The 26,038-nt window shown below is 45.9% G+C and carries 23 protein-coding genes and 1 pseudogene; 7 read left to right on the forward strand and 17 right to left on the reverse strand.

All coding sequences use genetic code 11. The annotated features are described in order from the left end of the window. Positions 1–61: 61 nt before the first annotated feature. Positions 62–781, forward strand: a complete 720-nt coding sequence (locus H6H02_RS02825) for a metal ABC transporter ATP-binding protein (protein WP_190814473.1) — start codon at positions 62–64, stop codon at positions 779–781. A gap of 44 nt (positions 782–825) precedes the next feature. Then, positions 826–1,707, forward strand: a complete 882-nt coding sequence (locus tag H6H02_RS02830) for a metal ABC transporter permease (RefSeq protein WP_190814475.1) — start codon at positions 826–828, stop codon at positions 1,705–1,707. A 34-nt stretch (positions 1,708–1,741) separates the two neighbouring features. Here the strand turns inward: H6H02_RS02830 and H6H02_RS02835 are convergent, their stop codons facing one another. From H6H02_RS02835 to H6H02_RS02865, 7 genes are all read right to left on the reverse strand, one after another. After that, entirely contained in the window at positions 1,742–1,993 is a 252-nt protein-coding gene (locus tag H6H02_RS02835; protein WP_190458963.1) for a hypothetical protein, read from the reverse strand. Positions 1,994–2,054: 61 nt separating this feature from the next. Continuing rightward, positions 2,055–3,113 (reverse strand): WD40 repeat domain-containing protein, encoded by a 1,059-nt coding sequence (locus H6H02_RS02840; protein WP_190814477.1) that lies wholly within the window; start codon positions 3,111–3,113, stop codon positions 2,055–2,057. After that, a complete protein-coding gene (locus tag H6H02_RS02845; protein ID WP_190814479.1) occupies positions 3,101–4,069 on the reverse strand; it encodes a GTP-binding protein in 969 nt (322 codons plus the stop codon). Before H6H02_RS02845 ends, H6H02_RS02840 begins: the two co-directional genes overlap by 13 nt. A 279-nt stretch (positions 4,070–4,348) precedes the next feature. Next, the gene (locus tag H6H02_RS02850) at positions 4,349–5,260 is read right to left on the reverse strand and encodes an alpha/beta hydrolase (protein WP_190814481.1); all 912 of its coding nucleotides are present in this window, start codon (positions 5,258–5,260) and stop codon (positions 4,349–4,351) included. Positions 5,261–5,281: 21 nt separating this feature from the next. Beyond that, positions 5,282–6,298, reverse strand: a complete 1,017-nt coding sequence (locus H6H02_RS02855; RefSeq protein ID WP_190814483.1) for a GTP-binding protein — start codon at positions 6,296–6,298, stop codon at positions 5,282–5,284. 286 nt (positions 6,299–6,584) lie between these two features. Beyond that, positions 6,585–7,706 carry a Rid family detoxifying hydrolase gene (locus H6H02_RS02860; protein WP_190814484.1) on the reverse strand — a complete coding sequence of 374 codons (1,122 nt, stop codon included), beginning with the start codon at positions 7,704–7,706 and terminating at the stop codon, positions 6,585–6,587. A 194-nt stretch (positions 7,707–7,900) separates the two neighbouring features. Further along, positions 7,901–8,536, reverse strand: a complete 636-nt coding sequence (locus tag H6H02_RS02865) for a TetR/AcrR family transcriptional regulator (RefSeq protein ID WP_190814486.1) — start codon at positions 8,534–8,536, stop codon at positions 7,901–7,903. 156 nt (positions 8,537–8,692) lie between these two features. Here H6H02_RS02865 and H6H02_RS02870 point away from each other — a divergent pair, with 156 nt between their 5' ends. Both H6H02_RS02870 and H6H02_RS02875 read left to right on the forward strand, forming a co-directional pair. Then, a complete protein-coding gene (locus H6H02_RS02870; protein WP_190814488.1) occupies positions 8,693–10,345 on the forward strand; it encodes a pitrilysin family protein in 1,653 nt (550 codons plus the stop codon). A 158-nt stretch (positions 10,346–10,503) separates the two neighbouring features. Next, positions 10,504–11,892 carry a pitrilysin family protein gene (locus H6H02_RS02875; RefSeq protein ID WP_242040549.1) on the forward strand — a complete coding sequence of 463 codons (1,389 nt, stop codon included), beginning with the start codon at positions 10,504–10,506 and terminating at the stop codon, positions 11,890–11,892. Positions 11,893–12,651: 759 nt separating this feature from the next. Here H6H02_RS02875 and H6H02_RS02880 read toward each other — a convergent pair. From H6H02_RS02880 to H6H02_RS02900, 5 genes and pseudogenes are all read right to left on the reverse strand, one after another. Next, on the reverse strand, positions 12,652–13,383 hold the full coding sequence (locus H6H02_RS02880; RefSeq protein ID WP_190814490.1) for an A/G-specific adenine glycosylase: 732 nt from the start codon (positions 13,381–13,383) through the stop codon (positions 12,652–12,654). Beyond that, a complete protein-coding gene (locus H6H02_RS02885; RefSeq protein ID WP_190814491.1) occupies positions 13,380–14,009 on the reverse strand; it encodes a DUF416 family protein in 630 nt (209 codons plus the stop codon). Before H6H02_RS02885 ends, H6H02_RS02880 begins: the two co-directional genes overlap by 4 nt. After that, positions 14,009–14,215: pseudogene (locus H6H02_RS02890) on the reverse strand (four helix bundle protein); the annotation flags it as partial. The gene H6H02_RS02885 and the pseudogene H6H02_RS02890, both read right to left, overlap by 1 nt. Before the next feature lie 39 nt (positions 14,216–14,254). Next, positions 14,255–16,981, reverse strand: coding sequence for a zinc-dependent metalloprotease (locus H6H02_RS02895; RefSeq protein ID WP_190814495.1), 2,727 nt, complete (start codon positions 16,979–16,981; stop codon positions 14,255–14,257). Between the two features lie 346 nt (positions 16,982–17,327). Then, a complete protein-coding gene (locus tag H6H02_RS02900) occupies positions 17,328–20,411 on the reverse strand; it encodes a zinc-dependent metalloprotease (protein ID WP_242040536.1) in 3,084 nt (1,027 codons plus the stop codon). Between the two features lie 396 nt (positions 20,412–20,807). Here H6H02_RS02900 and H6H02_RS02905 point away from each other — a divergent pair, with 396 nt between their 5' ends. Then, positions 20,808–21,617, forward strand: a complete 810-nt coding sequence (locus tag H6H02_RS02905) for a PEP-CTERM sorting domain-containing protein (RefSeq protein ID WP_190814497.1) — start codon at positions 20,808–20,810, stop codon at positions 21,615–21,617. Between the two features lie 452 nt (positions 21,618–22,069). On the opposite strand, the gene H6H02_RS02910 is transcribed toward H6H02_RS02905, so the two are convergent. Continuing rightward, positions 22,070–22,810, reverse strand: coding sequence for a peptidylprolyl isomerase (locus H6H02_RS02910; protein ID WP_190814500.1), 741 nt, complete (start codon positions 22,808–22,810; stop codon positions 22,070–22,072). A gap of 382 nt (positions 22,811–23,192) precedes the next feature. Here H6H02_RS02910 and H6H02_RS02915 point away from each other — a divergent pair, with 382 nt between their 5' ends. Together H6H02_RS02915 and H6H02_RS02920 are read left to right on the forward strand one after the other, a co-directional pair. Then, positions 23,193–23,780, forward strand: a complete 588-nt coding sequence (locus H6H02_RS02915) for a hypothetical protein (protein ID WP_190814502.1) — start codon at positions 23,193–23,195, stop codon at positions 23,778–23,780. Between the two features lie 18 nt (positions 23,781–23,798). Next, entirely contained in the window at positions 23,799–24,044 is a 246-nt protein-coding gene (locus H6H02_RS02920) for a hypothetical protein (RefSeq protein ID WP_190814504.1), read from the forward strand. Positions 24,045–24,230: 186 nt separating this feature from the next. Here the strand turns inward: H6H02_RS02920 and H6H02_RS02925 are convergent, their stop codons facing one another. From H6H02_RS02925 to H6H02_RS02940, 4 genes are all read right to left on the reverse strand, one after another. Continuing rightward, positions 24,231–24,533: a hypothetical protein gene (locus tag H6H02_RS02925; RefSeq protein ID WP_190814506.1), complete on the reverse strand. Its 303-nt coding sequence runs from the start codon at positions 24,531–24,533 to the stop codon at positions 24,231–24,233. 107 nt (positions 24,534–24,640) lie between these two features. Then, entirely contained in the window at positions 24,641–24,865 is a 225-nt protein-coding gene (locus tag H6H02_RS02930; protein ID WP_190814508.1) for a hypothetical protein, read from the reverse strand. Positions 24,866–24,955: 90 nt separating this feature from the next. Continuing rightward, entirely contained in the window at positions 24,956–25,180 is a 225-nt protein-coding gene (locus H6H02_RS02935) for a hypothetical protein (RefSeq protein ID WP_190814510.1), read from the reverse strand. 341 nt (positions 25,181–25,521) lie between these two features. Continuing rightward, positions 25,522–26,004, reverse strand: coding sequence for a HetP family heterocyst commitment protein (locus H6H02_RS02940; protein WP_190814512.1), 483 nt, complete (start codon positions 26,002–26,004; stop codon positions 25,522–25,524). Positions 26,005–26,038: the final 34 nt, after the last annotated feature.

Genomic DNA, 26,038 nt, shown 5'->3' on the forward strand with positions numbered 1-26,038 from the left:
TGTAACATTCCTAGGGAATTGATGTTTTAATAATGATAATCATTATCACTTATAGCAGGTCATGTTAGAGGTTCAGCATTTAGCTGTCAACTACCGGGGAGTTTGCGCGTTAGAAAATGTCAGTTTTCGTTTGGAAGCAGGGCAACTGGTGGGAGTGATTGGACCGAATGGAGCGGGTAAGAGTACGATGCTTAAGGCGATTCTGGGCTTGATTCCGGCAAGGAGCGGGGTGGTGAAGTTTCGTGCCCGTTCTCTAAAACAGCAGTTGCAGCAGGTGGCGTATGTGCCGCAGCGATCGCAAATAGACTGGGATTATCCGATTACGGCTTGGAATGTGGTGATGATGGCGCGGACTCGTCATACAGGTTGGTTTCGCCAACCCACTTGTCAATCGGAGGAAGTTGTGGAGGCGGCGTTACGGCGAGTGGGGATGCTGGATTTGCGAAAAAGGCAGATAGGGGAGTTGTCGGGAGGACAGCAGCAACGGGTATTTTTGGCACGAAGTCTTGCACAGGAAGCTGAGTTATTCTTTTTTGATGAGCCATTTGTCGGGATTGATAAGAAGACGGAAGAAGTTATTTTTGATATCTTCGCGGAACTGAAGGCGGTTGGGAAAACTCTTCTGGTGATTAGTCACGATTTGGGTGAAAGCTTGAGTCAATATGATAATTTTTTATTATTGAATAAACAGTTAATTGCGACTGGTTCGCGTCACGAAGTCTTTACTACTGCTAATATTCAAGAGGCTTATGGCTACAATTTGAATTGGTTTGCTACTTGAACATAGTTTTAATTTACTTATTAATAACCAATGGCTAATAACTAATGGCTAACTGGCTACTTGAACCATTGAGTTTTGAGTTTATGCGTCTGGCGATCGCGACTGCGGTTATGGTAGGCGTTCTTTGCTCTGTGGTGGGCAGTTATTTGATTGTCCAACGCATGGCATTATTGGGGGATGCGATCGCTCATTCGGTTTTGCCGGGACTAGCGATCGCATTCTTTTTGGGCGTTGATATTCTCGTTGGTGCTTTTATTTCAGGTACTATCAGCACTTTTGTGGTTGCCTGGATTCAGTCTCAATCACGAGTGAAGATTGATGCCGCATTGGGGTTGGTTTATTCGGGTTTCTTTGCCTTGGGCGTTACTCTGATTACTCTTTTGAGAAGTAAATTGGATTTGAATAGTTTTCTATTCGGAGATATTTTAGGCGTAACCAGTGCAGATGCTCTGAGAACTTTCATTATTACTATTATTGTCTTATTGTTGGTCAAGCTTTTTTATAAAGAACTTTTGTTTTATACTTTCGATCCGTTAGGCGCTCAGGCTATCGGATTGCCAGGTAATTTCATTCACTTTGGATTGATGGCAGCGATTACTCTCACTATTATTGCTAGTATGCAAGCGGTAGGAGTTGTCTTAGTCGTTTCGCTGTTAATTGGCCCTGGGATTACTGCCTATTTATTAGTAAAAGAATTGCACCTAATGATGGGATTAGGTGCAATAATTGCCGTAATTGCTAGTGTCAGCGGTTTGTATATTAGCTATTACTTGAATGTCCCATCTGGGCCAGCAATCGTGTTAGTTGTCTCTGGATTGTTTTTACTAGCCTTGCTGTTTAGTCCTTCCCAAGGAATTTTGACTCAGGCGGGAACAGCTAATCGTTCGACAAAGATTTTGCGACAAATGAAACAGTTGAGGCGGTGATGGGGGTTAGCGCATCGCCGCCTCTGCATCCTGACTAAAGGGTAAACTGACCTTGCATTTGACTCAAAGCCTTTGTGCAAGCAGCGCAGCTGCAACTCATGTGGTCTTTGATTGGATTACTCGGTTGTACAGATGCGGAAACTTGTTGATCCGCTACAACAACTTGTGCAGATGGTGCAGACAGCATGGCATTTGAAGCTTCAGCGGCTTGTGCTGCATTAGCTAACAGTAACATTGATGCCAAAATTACAGGGGAGGCTAGCATTGCCAGAGCAGTTTTGTTCATAATTTAAAAGCTGACAGTTTTTGATGGCATTATAGCCAATAAACAGTTAGCTAAGTTTCGCTCAACGGCGACCAAATCCTTGACCACGTTGGCTTGGCGACCAAATTAGTATTTCGCCGTTGTTCCCCCCGGCGGCGAGTTGATGTCCTTGGGGATGCCATGCAAGGCAGGAAAAGCCGTCAGGTGCGCCTTTCAGGTGTTGCGCTAGGCTTTTGGCTTTGTGCCACAGACACACGCAGCCATCTTCCGATGCTGAAGCTAGGAGGAAAGTGTCTGGTTGAAAAGTAATGGCTTGCACGACTTCTGTGTGCCTTTCTAGCACTCGACCTTTCCAAGCGCGAGAGACATCTGGGTGCTTTTCCCAGACTACAATACATTCAGCGCTGGCGCTGGCTAAGAGGGGCGCACCTGTTTTTGCGAGTGCTTGCGACCAAGCTAGGTGGCGAATTTTACCGGGAAACCCTCGCATCACCCAAGGATGGGGATTGTTCCACTCTAAGACGGTGATGGTGCGATCTAGATTGCCAGAGGCGAGGTATTTGCCATCAGGCGACCAAGCGATCGCTAAACTAGCAGAATCAACCGACATCATATAAGGATCGTCGTCCCAATCTTGGGGATTCCAAATTTTCACCCCTTGATAGCCGCCAACTGTTAACCCCTGACCGTTTGGATGCCAATTAATATTTAAAACGGAAGATTCGGCAAAATCTAGAGTTGCGGCAATTTCGCGTTGATCGGCATCCCAAACTTGTACGAAGCGCCCCAAACTGAAAGCTAACAAATTACTGCTGGGACTCCAAGCCATCTGGTCAACCCAATTGGGTGCATTCTTCAAACTGGCAATTAATTCCCCGGTATTTAATTGCCAAATATTCACCCCTCCATCTTGTCCGCCTGCTGCTAAAAATTGCCCATCTTTAGAAAAAGCTAAACAGTCTACAGAATAACCGTTAGCTGATTGTAAGAGGGTGGTTTCCTCACTTTGCAAAAGCATCACTTCTCCGGCGGCGGAACTTGCTGCTATTGTGCCATCGGGCGACCAAGCAACAACTGTCACGTAATCGGAGAGGGTTCCTTGCTTCGCCAATTTAAGCAGCGGTTCTTTTACGCTAGGCATCCTTGAAAATCCTCTTTTAGTTGGGATTCGTTGAGATTGCGACCGATGAAAACGAGTTCATTTTTGCGTTCTTCGTCGGGCTTCCAGGCGCGGTCAGGGTTTCCCTCAAATAGCATATGTACGCCTTGGAATACATAACGGCGGTCTTCGCCTGCAATATTGAGAATACCTTTCATCCGAAAGATATCTTGACCCTGAGTTTGCAATAGGGAACCGATCCAATTGTTGAGCTTTTCAAAATTAAGTGGTTTCGCTTCCACCAAAGCGATTGAATACACTGTTTCATCGTGTTCGTGGGCATCTTCATTTAAGAATTCTGGGTCAATTTTCAACGCCCGATTTAAGTCAAATGCTCCTACTCCTAAGAGCGCATCCATCTCTAACTCGGAGTTGCGGGTGCGGTAAATTTTTGCGATCGCATTCATTGAGCGAATCCGCTTTTCAAGCTCATCAAGTTGTTCTGGTGTCACCAAGTCAGTTTTGTTAAGCAAAATCACATCGGCAAAGGCAATCTGTTCCTGCGCTTCCTCCGCCTCCCAGTGATTCCAGATGTGGAGAGCATCTACAACGGTCACTACAGCGTCTAACTTTACGCGATCGCGCATATCCTCATCCACAAAAAATGTCTGAATCACAGGCGCAGGATCGGCGAGTCCGGTGGTTTCAATCACCAAATGGTCAAACTTATTCCGCCGCTTCATCAAGTTGCTGATAATCCGAATCAAGTCGCCACGCACGGTACAGCAGATGCAGCCGTTGTTCATCTCAAAGATTTCTTCATCGGTATTGACAATCAGTTGGTTATCAATCCCCACTTCCCCGAACTCGTTGACTATCACCGCCACCTTCAGCCCGTGTTCGTGAGTCAGGATGCGATTTAAAAGTGTTGTCTTCCCCGCGCCCAGGTATCCGGTGAGAACGGTGACGGGAATGGTGTTTGTCGGCGCTTGTACCATGATGGATTCCTCTGGTTTTATAATAATGATAATCATTATTACATTGTGAGCAGCAACCCAGAAGAAGGGTGAGGGCGCAAAGCGGTGTTGCTCTTAGCGGGACTTGAACTTTGTTCAAGTCCCGCTAAAAACCCGGCGATTAGTGGTGGATTTGCCGTCAGGATTGTTGACTTTGGGAGCAATTTGAGGAAGAAGTAGGTGCGATCGCTCTAAGGTTCTAACTCCTCACTAAATTGGCGATCGCTCTATCTGTAGGAAGCTGAGTCAATGCGATCGCGCTCAACTATCCATCAAGAATGGCAAGATAGCAGCGCCTACCGCATCTGCGTACTCTTCATGTAATCCCAACGAACCGGGAAGCCGGACTGTCTGCACTCCTGGGACGTTAGCCATTGCTTCCATTTCTGCTTTTGATTTCGGCGGTGCTTGTTCGCCAATTACCACCATCACGGGTAACGGTAAAGGCTGAAACCAGGCGAGAAAATCGTCTCTATGATTAACCGGATCTAAACCTCCGGTGACGAAGGCGGCGGGAGCAAAACGCGCTCCTGGTTGATGTGCTGTCTGCAACTTTTGTTCGAGTCGGGAGGGACTCAACGAGTCAGGTTCAACGTAGACATGGCGACGATACATCAAGCTAATGAAGGATTCCGTGGTGTTTAGCTTGTAAAGGACTTGTCCTAAAATGGGCGATCGCACTACATTTCTCAGCGTTCCAAACCACCCTTGCTGTTTACCCATCATCGTCGGAAATGGCCCGCGCCAAGTGGGAGCCGCTAAAACAATCCGCGACAAAATGGGCGGTTGTTGTTGCGCTAGTTGCATCGCATAACCAGCAGCGTGTCCAGCAGCAATGATGGCGACTGGAGTATCAAAAACGTTTTTGACAAAATCTTGCAGAAATTGGTGATATAGGGCGGGTTGGTAGTTCAAGGGTAGACGAGGCGATCGCCCAAATCCAGGCCAATCGAGAGCGACGACTTGAAACTGAGATGATAATAACTCTGCCAGTCCACGCATTTCCGCGCGTGTAGAAGCAGTGCTGAAAGCTGGCAGAAGTAATATGGGAGATCCTTTGCCTAGAGTTTCATAAACGATGGGTAATTCTTGCCCTTCCCAAGCCCAGAGATATTCCTGAACAGTTCCGCCAATTCCGACAGGATTAGGTGCAGAAATCGTTGAAGTTGCCATAAGACACAATCCCTATTTTATTTACTCAAGGCAATCTTTTAACTGCTGTTGAATTTGGGCTTCATTCAAGTTACGCCCAATAAATACCAGTTGATTGCTCTTTTGAGAAATCCACTTGTCAGTTTTCATCTCAACCCGTTTACCGCACAGTTGAAAGATGTGGCGTAAACTACTCTCCTTAAACCAGAGTAAACCTTTGGCGCGAAAAACGTCTTCGGGAAGTTGTTCGGTTAAAAATTGTTGAAATTTCTCTAAAAGGAGAGGGCGATCGCTTTGAAAAGAAAATGACATGAAACCATCATTTTCTAAGTGGTGGGAATGATTGTGATGATCGTGATGGTGATGATGATGGTGATCATGGCTAGATTCCTCTTTAGCTGGATAAGATTCCGCTTGGGAAAATCCCACATCTAAAATTAGTGGCAGAGGAACTTGTCCGTAGGAGGTTCGCAAAACTCTTGCGCCTACTTTCATGGCGCGAATGTAGTCTTCCAACTCCTTGACTTGCGCTTCTGGAACCAAATCGGTTTTGTTTAGCAGAATGATGTCACCGTAAGAAATCTGATTGAGGGCGGCATCACTTTCAAAATGCTCTGGTGTAAATGTCTCCACATCTACCAAAGTCAAGATAGAATCGAGCCGAGTTAGCTCGCGCAAATCTGTACTAATGAAAGTCAACGCAATGGGTAATGGATCGGCAATTCCGGTTGTTTCGACAATTAAATAATCGATGCGATCGCTCCGTTCCAGCACCCGATAAACTGCATCGAGCAATCCATCGTTGATTGTGCAACATATACAGCCATTTGTGAGTTCGATCATGTTTTGATCGACGGAAATCAATAGCTGGCTATCGATATTAATATCGCCAAATTCATTAACTAAAACTGCTACTTTTAAATCTTGGCAATTATGCAAAATATGGTTGAGCAGCGTTGTTTTACCACTACCTAGAAAGCCTGTAACGATCGTGACTGGCATTCCCCGTTTAGGAATATCCGGAATCAGGTTTTGTTTGGGTGCTGTAAGATTGTTCATTACTCTTTCGGTGTTAATTGAGCGATGCAGACATAGATTCACACCATGCGGCGCAGTGTCTGCGATGACATGGCAGGTTCTCAGAATGTCGAGATTATTTTAATAATGATAACTATTATCATAAGCAAAAAGACCTGGCGATTGGAAATCGCGGCTATACAAACCAAGTCCGCCTGCGCGGACTCAATTCAGCCTGGGTCGGTAGGCTTTGTTTGTCTAGCCCCAGACTTCCATGTGGGCGATTTGCAAATACGGGATACTCCCATTGCTCTTCGTGTCGGAAGTCTTAAATTACCGCAATGCAGTCAATTTCTACCAGCACATCTTTGGGTAGGCGGGATACTTGTACGCAGGCACGGGCGGGGGCTGTCTCTGCGTCAAAATACTTACCATAAACTGCGTTAACCGCAGCAAAATCATTCATATCTTTGAGAAAAACGGTGGTTTTGACCACATTTTCAAACTTAGCCCCAGCAGCAGAGAGAATCGCTTCAAGATGAGCCATTACCTGTTCGGTTTGCTTGGCTACATCGTCGGTGTAGACAATATCACCGATTCTGGGATCGATGGCAATTTGACCGGCAACGAAGATCATCTGACCGCTGGCAGCGATCGCTTGATTATACGGCCCGACTGGTGCTGGTGCGTTCTCTGTACGAATTACTTTGCGTGTCATTGATCTTTGTGTTGGTAACGATGCTTCTTGTTTGCAGGGTTGTGAATCGGAGGCTTCAGGCTTGTAGCGTTCTCCATCGGGCATTATCGCATCGCTAAAGTCTGCATTCTGGATGTTCACTCCATAGATGTTGGCATCAGTTAAGATTGCCTTCTTCAAGTTGGCTCCATCTAGGTTAGTCTTTATCAAATCTGCTTTTTGGAGTGTTGCTCTCTCTAGATTTGCTCCTCGCAAACAGGTTTTCCTCAGCTTTGCCTCTCCCAGATATACTCCAGCTAAATCTGCATCAGCGAGATTCAAGCCTGACAAATCGACTTTATCCAGACTTACTCCCCGGAGTTTAGCTCCCTGGAGATTTGCATTTTGCAAGTTTACATTAGTTAGGTTTGCCTGAGTTAAGTTTGCTCCAGCCAAATCTGCCCCTGTAAGATTTGCGTTATTTAAGTCAGCACCACTCAAGTCAGCACCGCTGAGATCTGCCCAACTTAGATTCAGTGAATTTCCCTGCACACCTTTTAAGTTTGCACCTGTCAGGGATACCCTACTCAGGCTTGCACTACTCAGATTCGCCTTGGTCAGAGTTGCATCACTCAAGTCGGCTCCATTCAAATTTGTCTGGTTTAGGTTTATTTCACTAAGGTCTGCACCTTTGAGGTCTACCCCTCTCAGATTTGCCGAATAGAAGTTTCGTTCGCCTTTGGCGTATCTTTCTAGAAGTTCTTCAGCGTTCATTGTTGGTTTAGCGATTTCGCGCACTTGCATCAGTTTAAGACACTGGGCGAACGGGAAATCGCTGGGGCGTTGTTTTAAACCTGCGAAGGCGGGTTGTGTCTGTGTAGGCGCGATTTTTAAATGCCAGAGCTAATGCAAATTTTAAATGCTCGGATTAATGCAACTTCTAATTGCCGGAGCTAATCTTAATTGCTTTATTTCGCTAACACACCGTTTAAGAAAATATCAGCTAACCCTTCTGCCATTTCTTGCATTGCTTTCGGGGAAGCATTTTCTCCTAATAGCGTGTCGTGGCTAAAACCTGCGATTGTGAACATCCCTAAGAAAACTTGGGCGACAATTCTCGGATTCATGTGGCGATAGGTGCCCCTATCCATTGCAGTTTGAAAGAAAGCTTCTGCCACATCTGTCATTTTGACAATTACTTCAGCTTGGATGCGATCGCGCAACTCTGGATGAAACTGCGCTTCCGTAAAACAAACCCGCAGCATATCCGCATTTTCACGTAGATTCATCATCCGCCGATGCATCACCTGAGCCACAGCTTTATAGCTGCCCATTTCGCTCAATTCCGTTAACAAATCCGTGAGAATTTCTACCCAGCCTTGCGTTGCCACCTCAATCAAGATCGCCTTTTTGTTCGGAAAATGACGAAACAACGTTCCTTCTGCAACCCCCGCTGTCGCAGCAAGATCGCGGGTCGTTGTCCCCTCATATCCCTGGCGGGCAAATAATCGCTGTGCTGCCTGTAAAATTCGGGTGTGGGTATCGTCTTCTGTATGAGCAACTTGCTTAGTTGTTCCTACTGTTTTCCGGTTAAAAATTCCCATATTAAGAAATAAATGGATGGATTACCACTAACACCCTAATGCAATTGTGCTATAGGCGAGTAATCAATCACCCAAACCTTCACAGATTGTTAACACCACACAATCCACGTTAGAGTCAATATCTTGGAATTAGCGCTGCTTAATCTTTAGTATTGTATGAGTCAGTTTTGTCGATTCCTGTGTGTGTCAATCCCAACGACAGCAGAACTGTTACGGGAAAGTTTGAACCCCAGCCCTCAACCGTCAAGACAGCGTCAGTGGCGAAGCCTTCTGGCTTTTCTGCTGGCGTTGCTGCTGGGGTGGGGTATGCAGCCCAATGTGGCGTTAGCTCGTACCCAGACGCTTGAAAAGGCGGAGGTGAAACCTGCCACAACCCAATCGATTCAGCCCTATTTAGACCGGGTGATTCAGCGGGTGACTGAGTTTCGCTTAGAGAATGGTCTGAAGTTTATTGTATTGGAACGGCACCAAGCGCCGGTCGTGTCTTTTTACACCTATGCCGATGTGGGGGGTGCCAACGAACCCAATGGTCAAACAGGCGTTGCTCACTTTCTAGAGCATTTAGCTTTTAAGGGAACCACGCGCATTGGTACGCAGGACTACAAGGCAGAAAAGCCGCTTTTAGACCGCTTGGACCAGTTAGCCGAACAAATTCAGGCAGCCAAAGCGGCAAAGAAATCGGCAGAAGTGACAGCGTTGCAGGCAGAATTTAACAAAGTTGAAGCCGAAGCAGCGAAATATGTCAAGCAAAATGAACTGGGTCAGATTGTCGAACAAGCGGGAGGCGTCGGTCTAAACGCAGCAACCTCTACAGATTCCACAGTCTATTTCTACAGCTTTCCTTCTAACAAGTTAGAGCTGTGGATGTCGCTGGAGTCGGAGCGGTTTTTAGATCCGGTGTTCCGGGAATTTTATAAAGAGAAAGAAGTCATCCTGGAAGAGCGACGGTTGCGAACCGATAACTCGCCCATCGGTCAAATGATTGAGGCTTTTCTCGATGCGGCTTTCAAAGTGCATCCCTATAAGCGTCCAGTAATTGGCTACGACCAGGACATCCGCAATCTTACCCGCGAAAATGTGCAGGAGTTTTTTGACACGCACTACGTCCCCAGCAAGTTAACCATTGCGGTCGTTGGGGATGTTAACCCAACGGAAGTGAAACGGCTGGCTCAAGTTTATTTTGGACGTTACAAAGCGAGACCTGCGACGGAGGAGCAATTACCGACGGAACCCAAGCAAACGGAAGCGCAGGATGTCACCTTGCGGCTGCAATCCCAACCTTGGTATCTGGAAGGCTATCACCGCCCAGCGATGAATCATCCGGATCATGCGATTTATGAACTGATCGGTCGATTGTTGAGCGATGGTCGGACTTCTCGCCTCTACAAGTCTTTAGTAGAAGAGCAGCAAGTGGCTCTGAATGCGGAAGGTTTTAGTGGGTTTCCGGGAGATAAGTATCCGAATTTGATGCTGTTCTATGCGCTGACAGCTCCTGGTCATACAGTGGATGAAGTGGCGGCGTCTTTGAGCAAGGAAATTGAGCGGCTGAAGACGGAACCCGTAGCGGCGATAGATTTGGATCGGGTGAAGACACAGGCAAGAGCTGATTTATTGCGATCGCTCGATTCCAATATGGGCATGGCGATGTCGCTGGTGGACTATGAAGTGAAAACCGGATCGTGGCGGAACCTGTTTAAGCAACTAGATGCGATCGCTACCGTGACACCCGCAGAGATTCAACGAGTGGCGAAAGAAACTTTCCAGCCACAAAACCGGACAATTGGGCGAATTCTGCCTAAAGAGGGATGAACCGCGAAGACGCAAAGAGCGCGAAGGAAGAGGAAGAAGGAAGAGGAATGAGTATGCAGTGGTTTAGGCAGAATTTGCTGAAGAAGGGCAAAGGAAAACAAAGGAAAAATTATTTTCTGTTTCTTTTGACTTTCTCCTTGATACTTTTGACATTTTTGATGCCAGCGGTAGCGGATACAGCGCGGCATTATACGGAGTTGAAGTTTCCACCGTTACCGGAAGTTCAGGTACCCCCGTACACGCGCTATCAGATGGACAACGGCATGATTGTGTATCTGATGGAAGATCGCGAACTTCCCCTCGTAAGTGGTACGGCGATGATTCGCACGGGCGCTCGTCTGGAACCAGAAAACGAGGTGGGTTTGGCTACCTTGGTTGGGGAGGTTCTTCGGACTGGCGGAACTGCGAAGCACTCCAGCGATGAACTAAACCAATTGTTGGAACAACGCGCCGCTTCGGTAGAGAGCAGTATTGTTAGCACTGCGGGTAGTGCTGACTTTACGACTCTCTCTGAAGACTTGAAGGACGTATTTAGTTTGTTTGCTGAGGTAATCCAAGAGCCGATTTTTGCACAGGAAAAGCTAGATTTAGCCAAGACGCAACAGCGCGGTGAAATTGCGCGTCGGAATGACGACCCAGGTGGCATTGCTTCCCGCGAATTTGAGAAATTAGTCTACGGCAACAATAGCCCCTATGCTCGCACCGTAGAATACGCAACGTTAGACAACATTTCCCGCGAGGACTTAATTGGTTTCTACCAGAAATATTTTCATCCTCAGAATATGATTTTGGGCATCGTGGGGGATTTTGACAGTAAGGCGATGCGTCAGATGATCCAGGAAAAGTTTGGGAACTGGAAGCCAAAAGGCACAGCGCAAACTCCACCAATACCAGGGGCGGAACAGGCAAAGCGGGGAGGCGTGTTTTTGGTAAATCAGCCGCAGCTAACCCAGAGTAATATTGTCATGGGTCATCTGGGCGGTCAATTGAACAGTCCTGATTTTGCGGCTCTGTCAGTATTAAATGGAGTGTTAAACGGTTTTGGCGGACGCTTGTTTAACGAAGTGCGATCGCGCCAAGGTCTCGCTTACACGGTGTACGGTTATTGGGGCGCTCAATATGACTACCCAGGCGTATTCCTTGCTGGGGGACAGACTCGTTCAGATGCGACTGTACCCTTCATTAAGGGCGTTTTATCGGAAATCGAGCGCATTCGCACAACTTCGGTGACGCCAGCAGAACTTTCCTACGCCAAGGAATCGGAACTCAATTCTTTTGTTTTTAAGTTCCAAGATCCTAGCCAAACTCTGTCGCGGTTGATGCGATATGAATATTACGGCTACCCGAAGGATTTTATCTTCCGTTATCAGCGCGAGGTGGAAGCAACCACGATTGAGGATATTCAACGGGTTGCCGAAAAATATCTCCAGTCAAATAACATTGTCACGCTAGTGGTCGGAAATGCTGCTGCGATTCAGCCACCTCTAACCAGTCTCACGCCTAATGTTACGACGGTGGATATTACGATTCCGGCGGGGAAGGGGTAATTGGTAATTGGTCTTGCCATTACTCATTACCGATTACCAATGGAGTTAAGAGGATGTTTGAAAAGCCATGATCGAGACGCTTAGACGGTGGAGATCCCCCTAAAGCCCCCTTATAAAGGGGGACTTTGAGCCGAATTTTCCCTCTTTTTAAGGGGGGCTAGGGGGGAGCAAACCAACTTTTGACACTTCTCAGACATTCTCTTAGGTAGGGGTAATGGGTAATTTGTCTTCCCATTACCCATTACCCATTACCCTTTACCGATTACCAGTTATCCCTTACCAATGGAGTTTAGGTAAGCGTTGAGCTTTGGTGAGAGTTCGTCAATAATTGGTTTGAGTCTGCTTACCTCTTCACTTGTTAGAAGATGAGTAAGGATTCAGGTCATACCATAATTGCTGAAACCTTTGATTCATAGGCGTTACCCCTGATTAGCTGCAAATTTATCTTCTCAGTAAGAATCTGGAAAAGCCCGCTTTTTCGTGCATTATTGCAAATCAAGTTCTTTACATACGATTAAGCTAAGCCTGAGAGTGGCTGTGTGGCTGGCGTTCAAATACCTGAATCCTTACCTTTTAACGTTTTAAGTAGGCGTTTTCTCTGTTCTTGAGAAAGATGATTTTTGGCTGGCATACGTGGCTGACAATAGCTTGGTTAATTATTTTTATATTATAAAATCAAGCTGCGTAGCAGCTTATTAATAAACCTTCATTGCTTTCAAAGTTGGGCGATCGCCAGTTCTTCAAATTGCGGGGTTGGTTTCATGGGGATGTCAGTTTTTGCTGGCGAGTTAAGTTTAGGTAATGGCAGCGATCGTGCAGCGGACAATTGTCGCAGTTCGGTTTTTTAGCGGTGCAAACTATCGCCCCGAAGTCCAACAGCGTTAAGTTCCATTTTCCCACATCTCGATCGGGGGCAACTCGTTCTGCGGCTTTCCAAAGCAGCTTGCACCGCGATTTGACTCGGTTGCCCTGCAAGCCGAAAAAACGTTCCAATATGCGGACAACGTTGGTATCGAGTACCGCTTTTGGTTGGGAGAAAGCATGGGCGCAAATAGAACGTGCTGTATACAAGCCAACTCCAGGAAGTTGAAGCAATTCAGATTCCGTGTGGGGGATTTTGCCGTCGTGTTGTTCGAGGATGATTTGCATTGACTGGCAAAGTCTTTCGGCTCGAAAGTGCAAGCCTAAAGGTTGTAAAGCGACAGCAACTTGCTCCGTAGGTGTTGCGGCCAGAGCTGCTAAGGTAGGATAGCGGGAGATAAAGGCTTCGTAAACGGGAGTTGCTGTTGAGGCTCCCGTTTTTTGCAGCAAGAATTCAGCGATAAAAATGGCGTAGGGGTCGCTTGTGCCTCGCCAGGGAAAGTCGCGCAGGTTTTGTGAAGCCCAAATGACAAGTTGATGGCGAAACCAATCAAGGTTTGAGAGTTCAAGGCATTCGGCTTCCTGAAACTGAGTTTTTGTACCTGTGGCAACGATCGTTGGTTTTTTCATGATAAGCCGATTAAGCTCGTGCCGTTGTTGTAAGAAGATGTGCGAAGCCATTCTAGGAAGCCTTCCTCTAGGGATTCGACTTCCTTTAATCGCTGCAAGTCTTCGCCTTGTTTCGCCATCTCTCGAACTGCGAAGGGGTGACTGGCGATTTCCATTTTGTTTTCTTCTAGTGGTTTTTCACTCCAACTAGGATTGATAGTCTCCTCTTCGCAAGTGATAAATGCATCAATCGTATCCCTAACGCGCCCCACCACCTTTATAACGCGCTGTGATGTAGGTTCAATACAGGCTTCTAAGAGGAAATAAATCGCCGAACACGCCTCCTGTGCTTCGTAACAATATTGCGATTTCGTAACATTATCAGCATCAGGACCCGCCGCATCAGTATCTTTTAGCAATTGGCTAATTCTTTCAGCATCTGCTGGCTTTCCCTGTAGGATTTGCCAAACTTCGTCTAGCGAAAGCCTTAGCGCAGCCGGGTTTCCTGAAGCTTCCTGTTCGGCAAAAATGTTGTAATTTGGGAGCAATCTTTCGCAAATAGAAGCTGCAAACGCTATTCGGTGAGTGGGAGGAAGCTCTTCTAGTTCTATTTTTAGAGCATTTAAGTTGTAAAAGTCTAGATTCATTTGACAAAACGTCCATTGTCTTGGAAGTTATGACGACCCCGACCTTCTGCAATATTGGCTCCTATGCTATCTGCCGCACGCACAATTTGCTTCCCCATCGTGTCCTTACAAAAGTAGTCCCAGTCCTTGACAATTTGCCAAATTTCATTTGCCAGCTTCTCAGCTAATTTGTAAACTTGCAACTCCTCAAAGTCAGGTCTTCCCACCGAATGCCTCCTGATTACCAATTACCCATTACCAATCTTCTAGTTTGATTGCATCTGAGCATCTAAGGCTTTAGAGATGCGATCGCGTGTTTCTTGCAGGTGGGCTTTGGTGTATTCATCTAAGTTCCCACTCCGGTGTCTGAGGCTGCCGTTGATGTCTTCACGCAATTGGCGCAATTTTGACCAGGCAAGCGTTCGGGCGTCTTCGGGCACGTCCTCAGTCCGCAACACCATGCCGATTAGTATCTGCAAGTGTTCTCGCTGCAAAGCCCGTCGAAAGCTGGATATCTTCACCGACTTGCTATCTGCTGGCTGCAACTCACTCCAAATGTCACTGTGCAAGGTATTAAATAGTTCGGGTAGCGTCAGTGCTTGATTTGGCTGACTTTTCAGTTCCAAGTCGCGCAGACGGTTGAGGCGATCGCCCGATAGCACTTCTCTCAAAACAATGCTTTGCGGGAAGAAGATGCTGTCGTGAACCGGAAAATCAAGGCGATTAATTGCAATATTATTACTCCAATCCATCCAGCGCGAGGGGGCTAACTTATTGAGTAGATCCGGCGGGAAATTAAAAGCGTCTTCAGCAAAAACATACTTTTGCAATGCTGCTAGTGCTTCGCGCTGCTTGGCGACTGGCACAGGTTCAAAAGGTAAGCGTCCGTTGCGGTTTCCGGGGCGATCGCGGTAGAACGATTGTCCGCCAATATACTTAGTAATCAAGAACACGTTTTGCAAATAGTGCATGAACGCGGTGTTAAAGCGATCGCTGACTTCGCTGTAACTTTCGCCGGTGCCGGGATACCCTTTGTTAAGGCGATCCCATAGCTGACGGTCGATATCCAGTTGCGATCGCGCGTAGCCTAGCGGATCGAGACTCATGTCATATTGGTTCACGGTAGGATCGAGGTCAAAGCTGTCCTCATCGGAGGCATAAGCTAATTCCGGCTGACTAGATTTCTTGGCAATCTCATCCAGAAACCGCTGTTCGGCGATGGGAATTACCCCGCCACTGGGTTTGTAACCATACTCAATCGCCCACTCGTCATAAGCACCCACCTTGCTGGTATAGTAATCTCCTTGCTTGACGCCTTGGGGTGCCAAGTTGGGTGGCAGATAGTCCATGACGGAACTCACCATTCCCTTAGCGCGGGTGATGTCGGTATTATTTAATTCCTCTGGGGTGAGGAGGGTACTGCCACGGAAGTTGTGTCTTAAGCCTAGAGTGTGTCCGACTTCGTGAGCAATGAGCAATCGCACAAATTGATGAATGTACTCTTTCATGCGATCGCTTCTGGGACTGACATTCTGCAATAGTGACAGCGACAGCGACCCAACTGCCATTTGATTGGCAAATTGCATTCCTTCGCACCGATGGTTGTGACCATCATGTTCTAATAACGAAGGTTTGACCTGTCTGTTGGCACCACCACGCGCTGCACCTTGTTTAGACGAGTGAGAAGGCAAGAAGCCACGGTTACAAATACTGCTGTTCCCTTTCTGGTTTGGTTCGATCAGGTGGCGATATTCCTGCTTGAACGAATTCACAAAGTCAGCGTCCACGATAATGTCAGCATCCAAAATTTCCCCAGTCAACGGGTTGACGCGAGACGGCCCTAAGGCAAACGCGGCATCCAAAGAATTGAACCAGCGAATCGTGTTGTAGCGCACATCAGCCGGGTCCCAAGTCGCATTTTCTGGCATCTGCTGCACTTCGATCGCATCCTTGAATCCCGCCTTCTCAAACGCGGCGTTCCACATTAAAACGCCCTCGCGGATGGCGTCCCGGTGCTCAACCGGGACAGTATTTTCAATCCAGAAGACAATTGGCTTTTTGGGTGGCGATAGGGAAGCTGCGGGATCTTGCTTTTCTAGATTCCAGCGCTGGATGTAGCGCACAAACGGATCTTTACCACTCTTACTAGAAAAATCCTTGTAAACCGTGGTGAAGTAGCCAATCCGTTCGTCGGCAAGACGCGGAATATAGCCGTTGTTTTCCGGTAGCTGGGAGAGGCTGTAATGTACCTTTAGCGAAAGGGCGCGGCTGTCAGGCAGCGTCGGCAAGTAAACCCCGTCCTCTCCACTAGGGTTGGAAAAGCCGTAAATCGACTCAATCTCCATGTTTAGGGGGAAAGCTTTGGCAGCACCGAAGTAGGTTTTGTCTTCTTCTAGCTGGTAGGGAGCCTCTAAAGCAGTTTTTAAATACGAACTTAATCCCGGTAAATCGCTGAGTAGCAGGTTCCCCAGATCGACGAGAATGGTTTGACGTTGCGGATGAATGCTGATAATTTTCAGGGAACTGAGAACGGAGTCAGAAAAGCCTCGTTCTAGCGATCGCTTTTCTGGAGTGCCGGGACTGGTGCGGAAGTTCACGTTGCGGACAGCGAAATGCAAATTGTTGTTGACCCGGCGAAAATAGAAAAGCATATCTTGCAGCGGCATTCCGCTATAAAGACCGCGTTCGCCAATTCCCGATTCTAAGGTAATGGTGGCAAGGTAATTTTTATTGAGTTGTTCTGGTTTAATTTCTAGATATATGGTGCCGGTTTGTTTATTTCGATAGAGGGTAAACAATCCTTCCAATTTTTGAGTATTTTTAACCGTTTCCTCAAAGGATTGAAAATTTGAATTTTCTATATTTGTATCTTTAGCTAAAACCTGAGTATGTCCGACTGGCTTCTGGGCGTTCGTAATAGCTGCTTTAACTGAAGAAACATTTGCGAATAATAATCCCAGAAGACAACACACATAGAATGGCGATTTTTTCATTTTGTCTTTAAACTGATTGACGATTAGTGATTCAAGTTAAAAAAATGATGGGGTTGGTGCTTTATAAACACCATCTAAGCGGGACTGAAGACAGCACATAAATCCTTGGTCTCTTTAATAAAACCTAGAGAGCTATATTGCACGCTAAAGTTGAACGTCGTTTGCAACGCCATCGTTGAATGCATCAGCGGCTCCCTGTTTAAGATTCCCGCTTTGGAGTCTAAAAATACTATGCGCCAGCCAAAAAACCAAAAAAGTTTATATTTAGTGGCGGATGGCTGTTTCCCCTAGATTTAACCTCTCCTCCAACCCTTTCAAGTTGCACCATTTATTGTTGATGGTGGATTCACTTCGATTCCAACTGGGCGTTTAAGGCTTTGTTAATGCGATCGCGTGTTTCCAGAAGGTGCGCTTTGGTGTAGGTGTCGAGGTTCTTCTGCTTCGATGCACTATCCAGCGATTTCCGCAGTTGTTGCAGTTCGTACCATGCTAGGGTTCGGGCATCTTCCGGTACCGATTCAGTCCGCAACACCATTCCTAGCATTATTTCCAGATGTTCGCGTTGCAAGGAACGGCGGAGGCTGGAAATATTCGCGGGTTTGCGATCGGATTGCTGCACCTCTGTCCAAATGCTATTTTGCAAGGTGTCAAAGAGTTCCGGTAGCGTCAGCGCTTCTCCTGGTTTCGTTTTCAGTTCAATGTCGCGCAGACGATTGAGGCGATCTGCGGATAGAAGCGATCGCAATACGCGACGTTGCTGCAACAGCAGGTTTTCATGAATTGGATAATCCAGTCGGAAAATCGGGATCGGATTTCCCCAGTGTCTCCAGCGCGACGGTGCTAACTGATTGAGTAATTCCGGCGGAAAATCAAAAGCGTCTGCTGCAAAAACATATTTTCCTAGCTTTGTCAATGCATCGCGCTGTTTTTCTAGCGGTACGGGTTCAAACGGCAAACGCCCGTTAGGATCTCCGGCGTGATTGCGGCTAAATGACTGTCCACCAATGTATTGACTCATCAAATTAGCGTTACTGAAGTAGTAACTTAGTATCGTGTTAAACAACACGCGCATTTCTTCATAGCTATCGCCCCGCAACGGGTAACGCTTATCCAAACGCCCCCACATCATCCGGGCGTTGTCCATCTGCCACTGCGAGTAGCGCAACACATCGCCACTCAAATCCCAAAGACTGGCACCCGGATCGAGATCCAAGATGTCTTCATCCGTCGCATAGGCGTATTCTGGCTGGGGTGATTTGGAGGCAATTTGCTCTAAAAATCGCTTTTCACCCACAAAATTCATTGCCCCACTCGGTTTATAACCGTACTCAATCGCCCATTTGTCGTAAGGGCCAACAACGGCTGGATAATAGTCTCCTTGCTTCACGCCTTGGGGTGCCAAGTTGACGGGAACGTAGTCCATCACCGAACTCGCCATTCCTTTGATGCGCGTGATGTCGGTGTTGTTCAATTCTTCCGGTTTTAGCAGCGTGCTACCGTGGAAGTTGTGCCGCAACCCTAAAGTATGTCCAATTTCGTGGGAAATCAGGTGGCGGATATACTGATGCACAAATTCTTTCATTTCGTTGCTGCTAGGCAAGACATTGTGAACCAGCGATAATGCGATCGCGCCCATCGCTGATTGAGTAGCCGCTTCCATGCCATAGCAGAGATCGTGGTCTTGCAGGAGTTGCGAAAAATCGGGGGTAGATGATTGAGAATTTCTCTCTCCCTCTCTCTCCAATCCGTTGCAGAGATTGGGATTCCCCGCAATTTGGGAAAATAGCCCGGTTCCCGACGACTGGCTTGACTCGACAAGGGTGCGATATCGCTGCCTAATCGATTGCACCATGTTGGCATCTACAATGATGTCGGCGTCTAAGATTTCGCCAGTCAGCGGATTGACACGCGATGGTCCTCTAGCAGAATATCCATCCAAAGAATTGATCCAGCGAATCGTGTTGTAGCGGACATCTGCGGGACTCCAGGTGGCATTGTCCGGCATTTGTCGCACTTCAATCGCGTCCTTAAATCCTGCCTTCTCAAAAGCTTTATTCCACATCAGAACGCCTTCGCGGATGGCGTCGCGGTACTCAACCGGAACAGAATTCTCAATCCAGAAGACAATCGGTTTCTTGGGTGGTGACAGAGATGCTTTCGGATCTTGCTTTTCCAGGTGCCAGCGATGAATATAACGAACAAAGGGTTCTCTGCGGTTGTCGTTGGAGAAGTCTTTGTAGGCGGTGATAAAGTAGCCAATCCGGTCGTCAGCGAGACGCGGAATATAGCCGTTGTTTTCCGGTAGCTGGGATAAACTGTAATGTACTTTGAGGCTGAGTGCCCTGCTATCGGGCAAAGTCGCTAAATTTGCGTCCTCGCTACTCGTCGATGAGAAACCATAAACTGAGGAAATTTCAATATTGCGGGGGAAGGCTTTGGCGGTGTCGAAATACGACTTGTTGCTGTCGAGGCGGTAGGAAGTATCTAAAAACGTTTTTAACATCGAAGTTAACCCAGGCAAATCGGTGAGGAGTAACTCCCCCATATCGATAAGCAGAGTTTTGCGTTGCGGATGAGTCGCTTTGATGTCCAGCGAGTAGAGGACAGAGTCGCTAAACGCCCGGTTGAGCGATCGCTCTTGCGGCTCCCCAGAGCGCGTGCGAAAGTTAACATTGCGAACCACAAAGTGTAAGTTGTCGTTCACTCGACGAAAATAAAACAAAAAATCATTTAGGGGAACTCCGCTATAAATCCCGCGTTCTCCAATCCCCGATTCCATCGTCACGGTGCCGAGGAAGTTTTTATTGAGCTGTTCTGGCTTGATTTCTAGATAAATTTTGCCCGTCTTCTTGTTGCGGTAGAGGGTAAACAACCCTTCCACCTTCTCCGTATTTTTAACGAGTTCATCAAACCCAGACTTTTTAGTGACTTTACCCGCGTCAGCCATCTGAAGAGGCGCTGCCTGGTTGATATCTTTCAGCAATCCCAGTATCGGTTGTAGCGGCACCGTACTGCCCTCCCCATACTGTTTCTTGACATCTTTGACTATCCAAGCAAAAGGCAGTTGCTCTGGCTGATTTTGGCTGTCTTTGATGACCCATACGTAAGAATGCGGAGACGTGACAGAAGCAGGAATTTCTGGCGCTGAAACCCATTCACTTGTTTGAGGCAATGTATTTGATTTCCCCTTATCCAGAGAAGTTGGGGAAATCGGTTGCATTGTATTAGTAGAACGGTCTAACTTCTGGCTTCCTGAAAGCAGCTTCTTAGTAACAGCAGCTTCAAGCGATCGCATCTGTTGGCGATCGCTTAACCTTTCCTCCGCTTTCAGGGGTAGCAGCGCAACCGCTCTTACCTGTAGCTCTATCGCTAACAACACTCCTTGTAGAACAAATACATAAAACGGCAATTTTTTCATTTTTTCTAGCATCCGATGACCATTCCTACTTCATCAAATCTTTAAAGATTATTTCAGTATATTTACTGGAGCTTCACATTAAATTTAGAGAATTGGGATTACGATACTTACGTATAAAGTTCCTACCTGTGTTTTCGGCTAGAGTGCAGTAGAAACTTTTTTCGTCAGTCTTTTCAGCGTAACCCAAACACTTGTTAAATGGAGGCATCCATTTAGCAAACAGACTGTTTATCCTTATTGAAAACAGTCTTGGTAAAATTGTTCCTTTGTTCGTTCATTGCTTCGATCTGCAATTTTAAGCGGGTCAAATTTGTCATTCCAAAAGTTGTAGGAATTTAGGAAAGTAAGATTTTTATGATAACCAAACAACGTCCGAATCTCCGCTTCTTTCTGTTTGCAATGCCTCTGATGGCTGGTTCTGCATTCCTTGCTACGCCTAGCTTGGCTGCTACTCTAGCCAAATCTGAGGCAACATTCAAACTTGATAACTTTAGCAACAATCCTATAGGGGTTAGGACTTTCACGGATACTTTTACGTATACAGTTGCAACCAGTGGTAACGTTACTGCCAGCGCTAACGCTAACGCATCTTTTATAGTCAATCCTTTAAATCTACCGACATTTGCCGAAAATTCATCTTTAAGTACAGCAAATGGCACAGGTAAAAGCTACTTTGGTTTGGCGCAAAGCATTGCTGGCATTATCGGTTATGATTTCCTTGTAGGAGAGAAGGAAACGTTTTCTTTTGATTTTTTAGCTAATTTAAAGTTAGAAACATCTATTGACACTCCCAAAATTGAAAGTGCCAGTTCTGATGGAGAGATATCTTTTCAGTTGTATAATACTACCAATACGAACAACTGGATTCCCTTAGACTTCTTTACGTTGTCCGGAAAGTTAAAAACTCCAGGTACGGGTGATTTTCTTACCTTGAATCACAGTGGTAACTTAACTGTTAATCCAGGAAATAAGTCTTTTGAAACTTCTTTTGGAGGAAATACAGAAGTTGCTAAAGCAAAAGTTGAGGGGAGCTATAAACGTACTTTCGACAGCTTAACTTATTTAACTTTAGTAGAAGTTAAAACAAATAAAGCAGTTGTTCAAACTCCTGAGTCTTCCACTACCCTAGCTTTACTTCTTTTCTGCTTGATAGGCGTTGGGTATGGCAGAAATCAAGTTTCTGAATCAATATCGAGAGGTAAGGCTCAGCAACGATAACTCGATTTAAGTCAGAGAAATTCTTACGAGTTCTAAACCCCTGTTTTCTTTAAGAGAACGGGGGTTGTCTTAATGGTTAGAAGATATGTCAGGACTTACGCACCAACTCAACATATATAGCAATTCAAGGGTTGGGTACCATACATCTGTAGCGACTTTTTGATTGCCATTTCCCTACCAAGATGGCGAGAAGTGTACTGGGAGGGACACCTATTTAGAGGTGGAGCTAGATGTTGAGCTACTACTACAACAATTGCTAGGCGAAACTTGAACGGTAACGCTTTGACTGATTGTACTAGCACCATTGGTAGACGCGATCGCTATGCTCTTGGCTGAGGCTACATTCTTTCCATCCGGTGAAACTATTCTTTGGATTAAAATTTTAGAGTAGATCATACTTGATGTTTATTTATAGACTAATAATTTTTAAACTTCCCCAAAAAGTAGCTTTTTCAATCTGTGGTGCTATGAAGCATATAGTTTAACTCGCTCGCTAGCCACTCTTTAAACATCCTATCCATAATTTCTTGATGAGTTTGGGGTGTAAATTGAGCCGGGCTAAACTCTTCAACCATAAACAGATGATACCCTTGCTCGGTGGAAATTGGGCCAAATACCTCTTTTCGTTTGGCACTAAAGATAATCGCTGATAAATCTGGCTTGAAGCTCCAGCGGTAAAGTTTGCCTTCATAACCGCATTGATATCTGCGCCGCTCATCACTATCATAAAGGTGGGCTGCCTCATAAAAGCTAATTTCCCGTTCTTCAATTTGATAGAAGAGTTCTTGAGCCAGCCTTTCATCCGGAAGAATCATTTGATACAGTATTATCTGGTCAAAGTTCAGTTTATTTTGGGCAAAAAACTTTTCCGCTTCTTTGGCAAAAAGACTCTCTGCTAATTTTTTAGAAATCAGGCGATCGCGAATTCCTTCCTCCCAGTCTTCCGACGCGATCATCTGCTCGGCTAGCCATGCTAACGTATCCGCAGCCTTCTCCAAACGCTTCGCGTAACGCAGCTTGTTCGCCTCAGCCTGGATTTCCTCTGGCGTGACGGTTAAACTTCTTTCCTGAGCAGCTTGGGTAATAATTTTTTGATATAAAATTTTCTGACATACTTCTTTTAACTGTATGTCTTTTTTCAGGAAACTAACAATCTCATCCACTTCAACGGATGACCCTGAAAAATCGTTCATATTAAGTTTTATTTATCCAAACACAGTGGTGATTAACTCATTATTACTCATTCCTACTTCTCTACAACTATGAAATCGCAGAAACCTTGTGAAATACTGAATCACCCCGTGCCTAAAGACGAGGTATTTTTAACTTGGTGTTAGAGAATGTCTCTCGAAGTCAGTTATAACACCATTAAGATGTAGGGGCTTTCGCATACCCTAGAGGAAGACTCACGCCTACGAGCGATGGTTTATCGCTGTTTCCAATAGCTTGTTTACCGAATGTGAAAGCCCTAGAAAATACCCATACTGCTTTTCAAACATCCTCTTAATGAACCGGAAATTTATTTCACAGCTCAAAAGTTAAGTGCTATTCCAACATTAATATTAGTTGGAATTCATGGGAACTGCCCTCAGACCTAAACCTGGAAAAACGCGGCTGGGTAATCCTATCCTTCTGGAAGGAATTTGTTGGCTGTTACTATCTGGATTATCCTCAACACGATTTTGTTTGTTGCCAGCGCTAATGTCGGTGCTGTTTGGGGGAGACGATGGCAAGGAAAAGGTGCTGATGGATGTTGTTGCCGATGAAAATGTTCTTACAGGTGGTGTTCCCACACTTACAGAACTAGCAGAATTACTAAATACGGCACCGGGTGCGTTTACACTGGCGGCGGCGGCAGAATTACTAAATACGGCACCGGGTGTGTTTACACTGGTGGGTGCAGCACCGGGATTGGTAAATACGGCGGGTGCGGGTGCGGCACCGGGATTAGTAAATACGGCGGCAGGTACGGGTGCAGTTACAGTTGCGCCAGGATTAGTAAATACGGCGGCAGGTGCGGGTGCAGTTACAGTTGCGCCAGGATTCGGAGATACGGCGGCGGGTGCTGTTGCTGTGGCGCTAGTGGTAGGGGGAGCAGTTGTTGTTGCAGTTGCTGTAGCGCTAGCACTGCTGGAGGTTGCTCCGGGAGTGAATGTTGTCTGACTACTGCTACTGGTTCCTGTGGGCGAGGTTGCTGTCGCACTACTACTGCTACCCGAACCGCCTGAAGATGAGGATGAACTAGAGCTACTGGAACTACTACTGACACCAGGGGCGCTGCCACTAGGAGGAGTGAAATTAGGTGGGGTGAAATTAGGCGGGGTGAAATTAGGCGGGGTGAAATTAGGCGGAGTGAAATTAGGGCTGGGGTTAGCTTGGGATGGAGAAGCAAAAGTAACTATTATGCTTCCGAGCATGCAAAGATAGAAAACGCCTTTATTTGATGAGCTAATCATTGCTATCTCCTTATTAAACGATATAGAGATAAAAGCAAGTAGAAAATTTTGGATATAAAAAAGTTGAAAAAGCGTATCTAAGCCATTGATTAGAACAAGCATTTTTGTAGCATTTCTAATCAACAGCTTATTTATTTCAACCAAAATTACAGAGGCTTTAGAAAGTACCAGCTCCGGCAAATGATGAGGCATAGGTACTACCATCAGCCAGAGCACCAGCGGCTGCGCCGCTGACAGAGGCAGAGTATCCAGCTCCGATTACATAGCCAAAGTTCCCGGTGCTTTTGTCAAAAAAAGAATCTGTAAAATAGCCTGCACTATGAGCAGAGTCAGCGCTAGCTGACCAGCTGCTTCTACCACTAGGGGAGGAAACAGTAATTCCTCGTCCCCCTTGTACTTCGCTATTACTAGAAAGTTGATTCTCACAGAAACTTAGATCGTCAATTTTCAATTGACTCATACGTCCCTCCTTGTAGTGATAAAAATCGCTGAAAGCTTTTTTTGTCTTCAATTCTTCAGCCTTCAGCGATTTCTATAGTTAACTATCGAGTTTTGACAAATCTCTGCTTAAGATGCAGCTGAGCTTGAGCCAGAGCTTGAGGAGGCATAAGAGTAAGGTCCGTAGTAGTAGTCATAGCCACTAGAAGCACTGGTATAAGTAGTGGTATAGGTGGAGGCGAAGTAGTTTCCAGATGCAGATGCACCAGAATAGGCATCCGCATAGGCATATCCACCTTCAACGCTGGTTTCTTCAGAAACGACTTCCAGAATATCTAGGTCGGAAATATTCATTGATTTCTCCTGGCTTAAAATTGTTTGGATTGTGACGAACCTTTGTGGTTGTTTGAACAACTTAACTATCGAGTTTTTGCGAATCTCTGCTTAAGATGCAGCTGAACTTGAGCCAGAGTTTGAGTATGCAGAAGAGTAGGGTCCGTAGTAGTAGTTATAGCCACTAGAAGCACTGGTATAAGTAGTGGTATAGGTGGAGGCGAAGTAGTTTCCAGATGCAGATGCACCAGAATAGGCATCCGCATAGGCATATCCACCTTCAACGCTGGTTTCTTCAGAAACGACTTCCAGAATATCTAGATCGAAAATATTCATTGATTTCTCCTAGTTCAAAAGATTGGTTTAATTAGCCTGTTTGGCTGTTATGAATACTGTAGCTAAATAGACTAAAAGAGTGTTGCCATTTTGGCAGATTTCTTTAGGTAATAAACCGTATGTATGACAACAAGAAAGCCTAGTTCTTGAGAGAAATGAACTAGGCTTTTGTTTGGCAACAGAATGAAACTGTCGGGTTATACTAAGTCCGGAATCCTGAGTTTTGAGTGAGTACATAAGTGCTATTCGTCTCACTCTAGCAAGATTTTGATTGCCCTTCTTCCCTTGCCAGAAAAAGTGGGCTTTGGACGCGGATTTCGGATTATTTAATTAAATTGAATCTAGTTTTTGAACCTTTTGAAGCAGCTTCCCGTTGAAAAAATAGAGAACCAAGGCTTCTTCGGTAGCACCACTTCTACCGGAGTGTCTTCTGGATTAGAGAAGACCCCTTTTTGCTCTAGATTGCCGCCTCTGAGGTGGGGATGTGGTTCGCTAACTGCCTCTAGATAACCCAAATCAGTAATTTTGCTTAAGCAATTATGCGGAGATAAATCTTCCGTGCGGGTGGGAGCGCTTTGATTATCCGTATTTATACTATTCGCTTCCCGTTGGCTTTGTCTGCCAATTTGGCAGTTTTCTTTGAGCAATCGGTTGTATGTACGGTAGGGAATGTAGTGTAAAGGATTGTAACCAGAAAATCGTAGAAGCAAAACACAAGCCCAGGAATATTTTCCAGCTAGGATAGCTTCGACAACTTGATTAAACTGTTCGGGATTTATGGTTTTGTCAAGATTGGGATTAGAACAGGGAATTCGATAAGTCATAGCGATCGCCCTTTTTACTAAACTATTTTTCGCG

The organism is Coleofasciculus sp. FACHB-1120 (genome assembly GCF_014698845.1).
Lineage (GTDB): Bacteria > Cyanobacteriota > Cyanobacteriia > Cyanobacteriales > FACHB-T130 > FACHB-T130.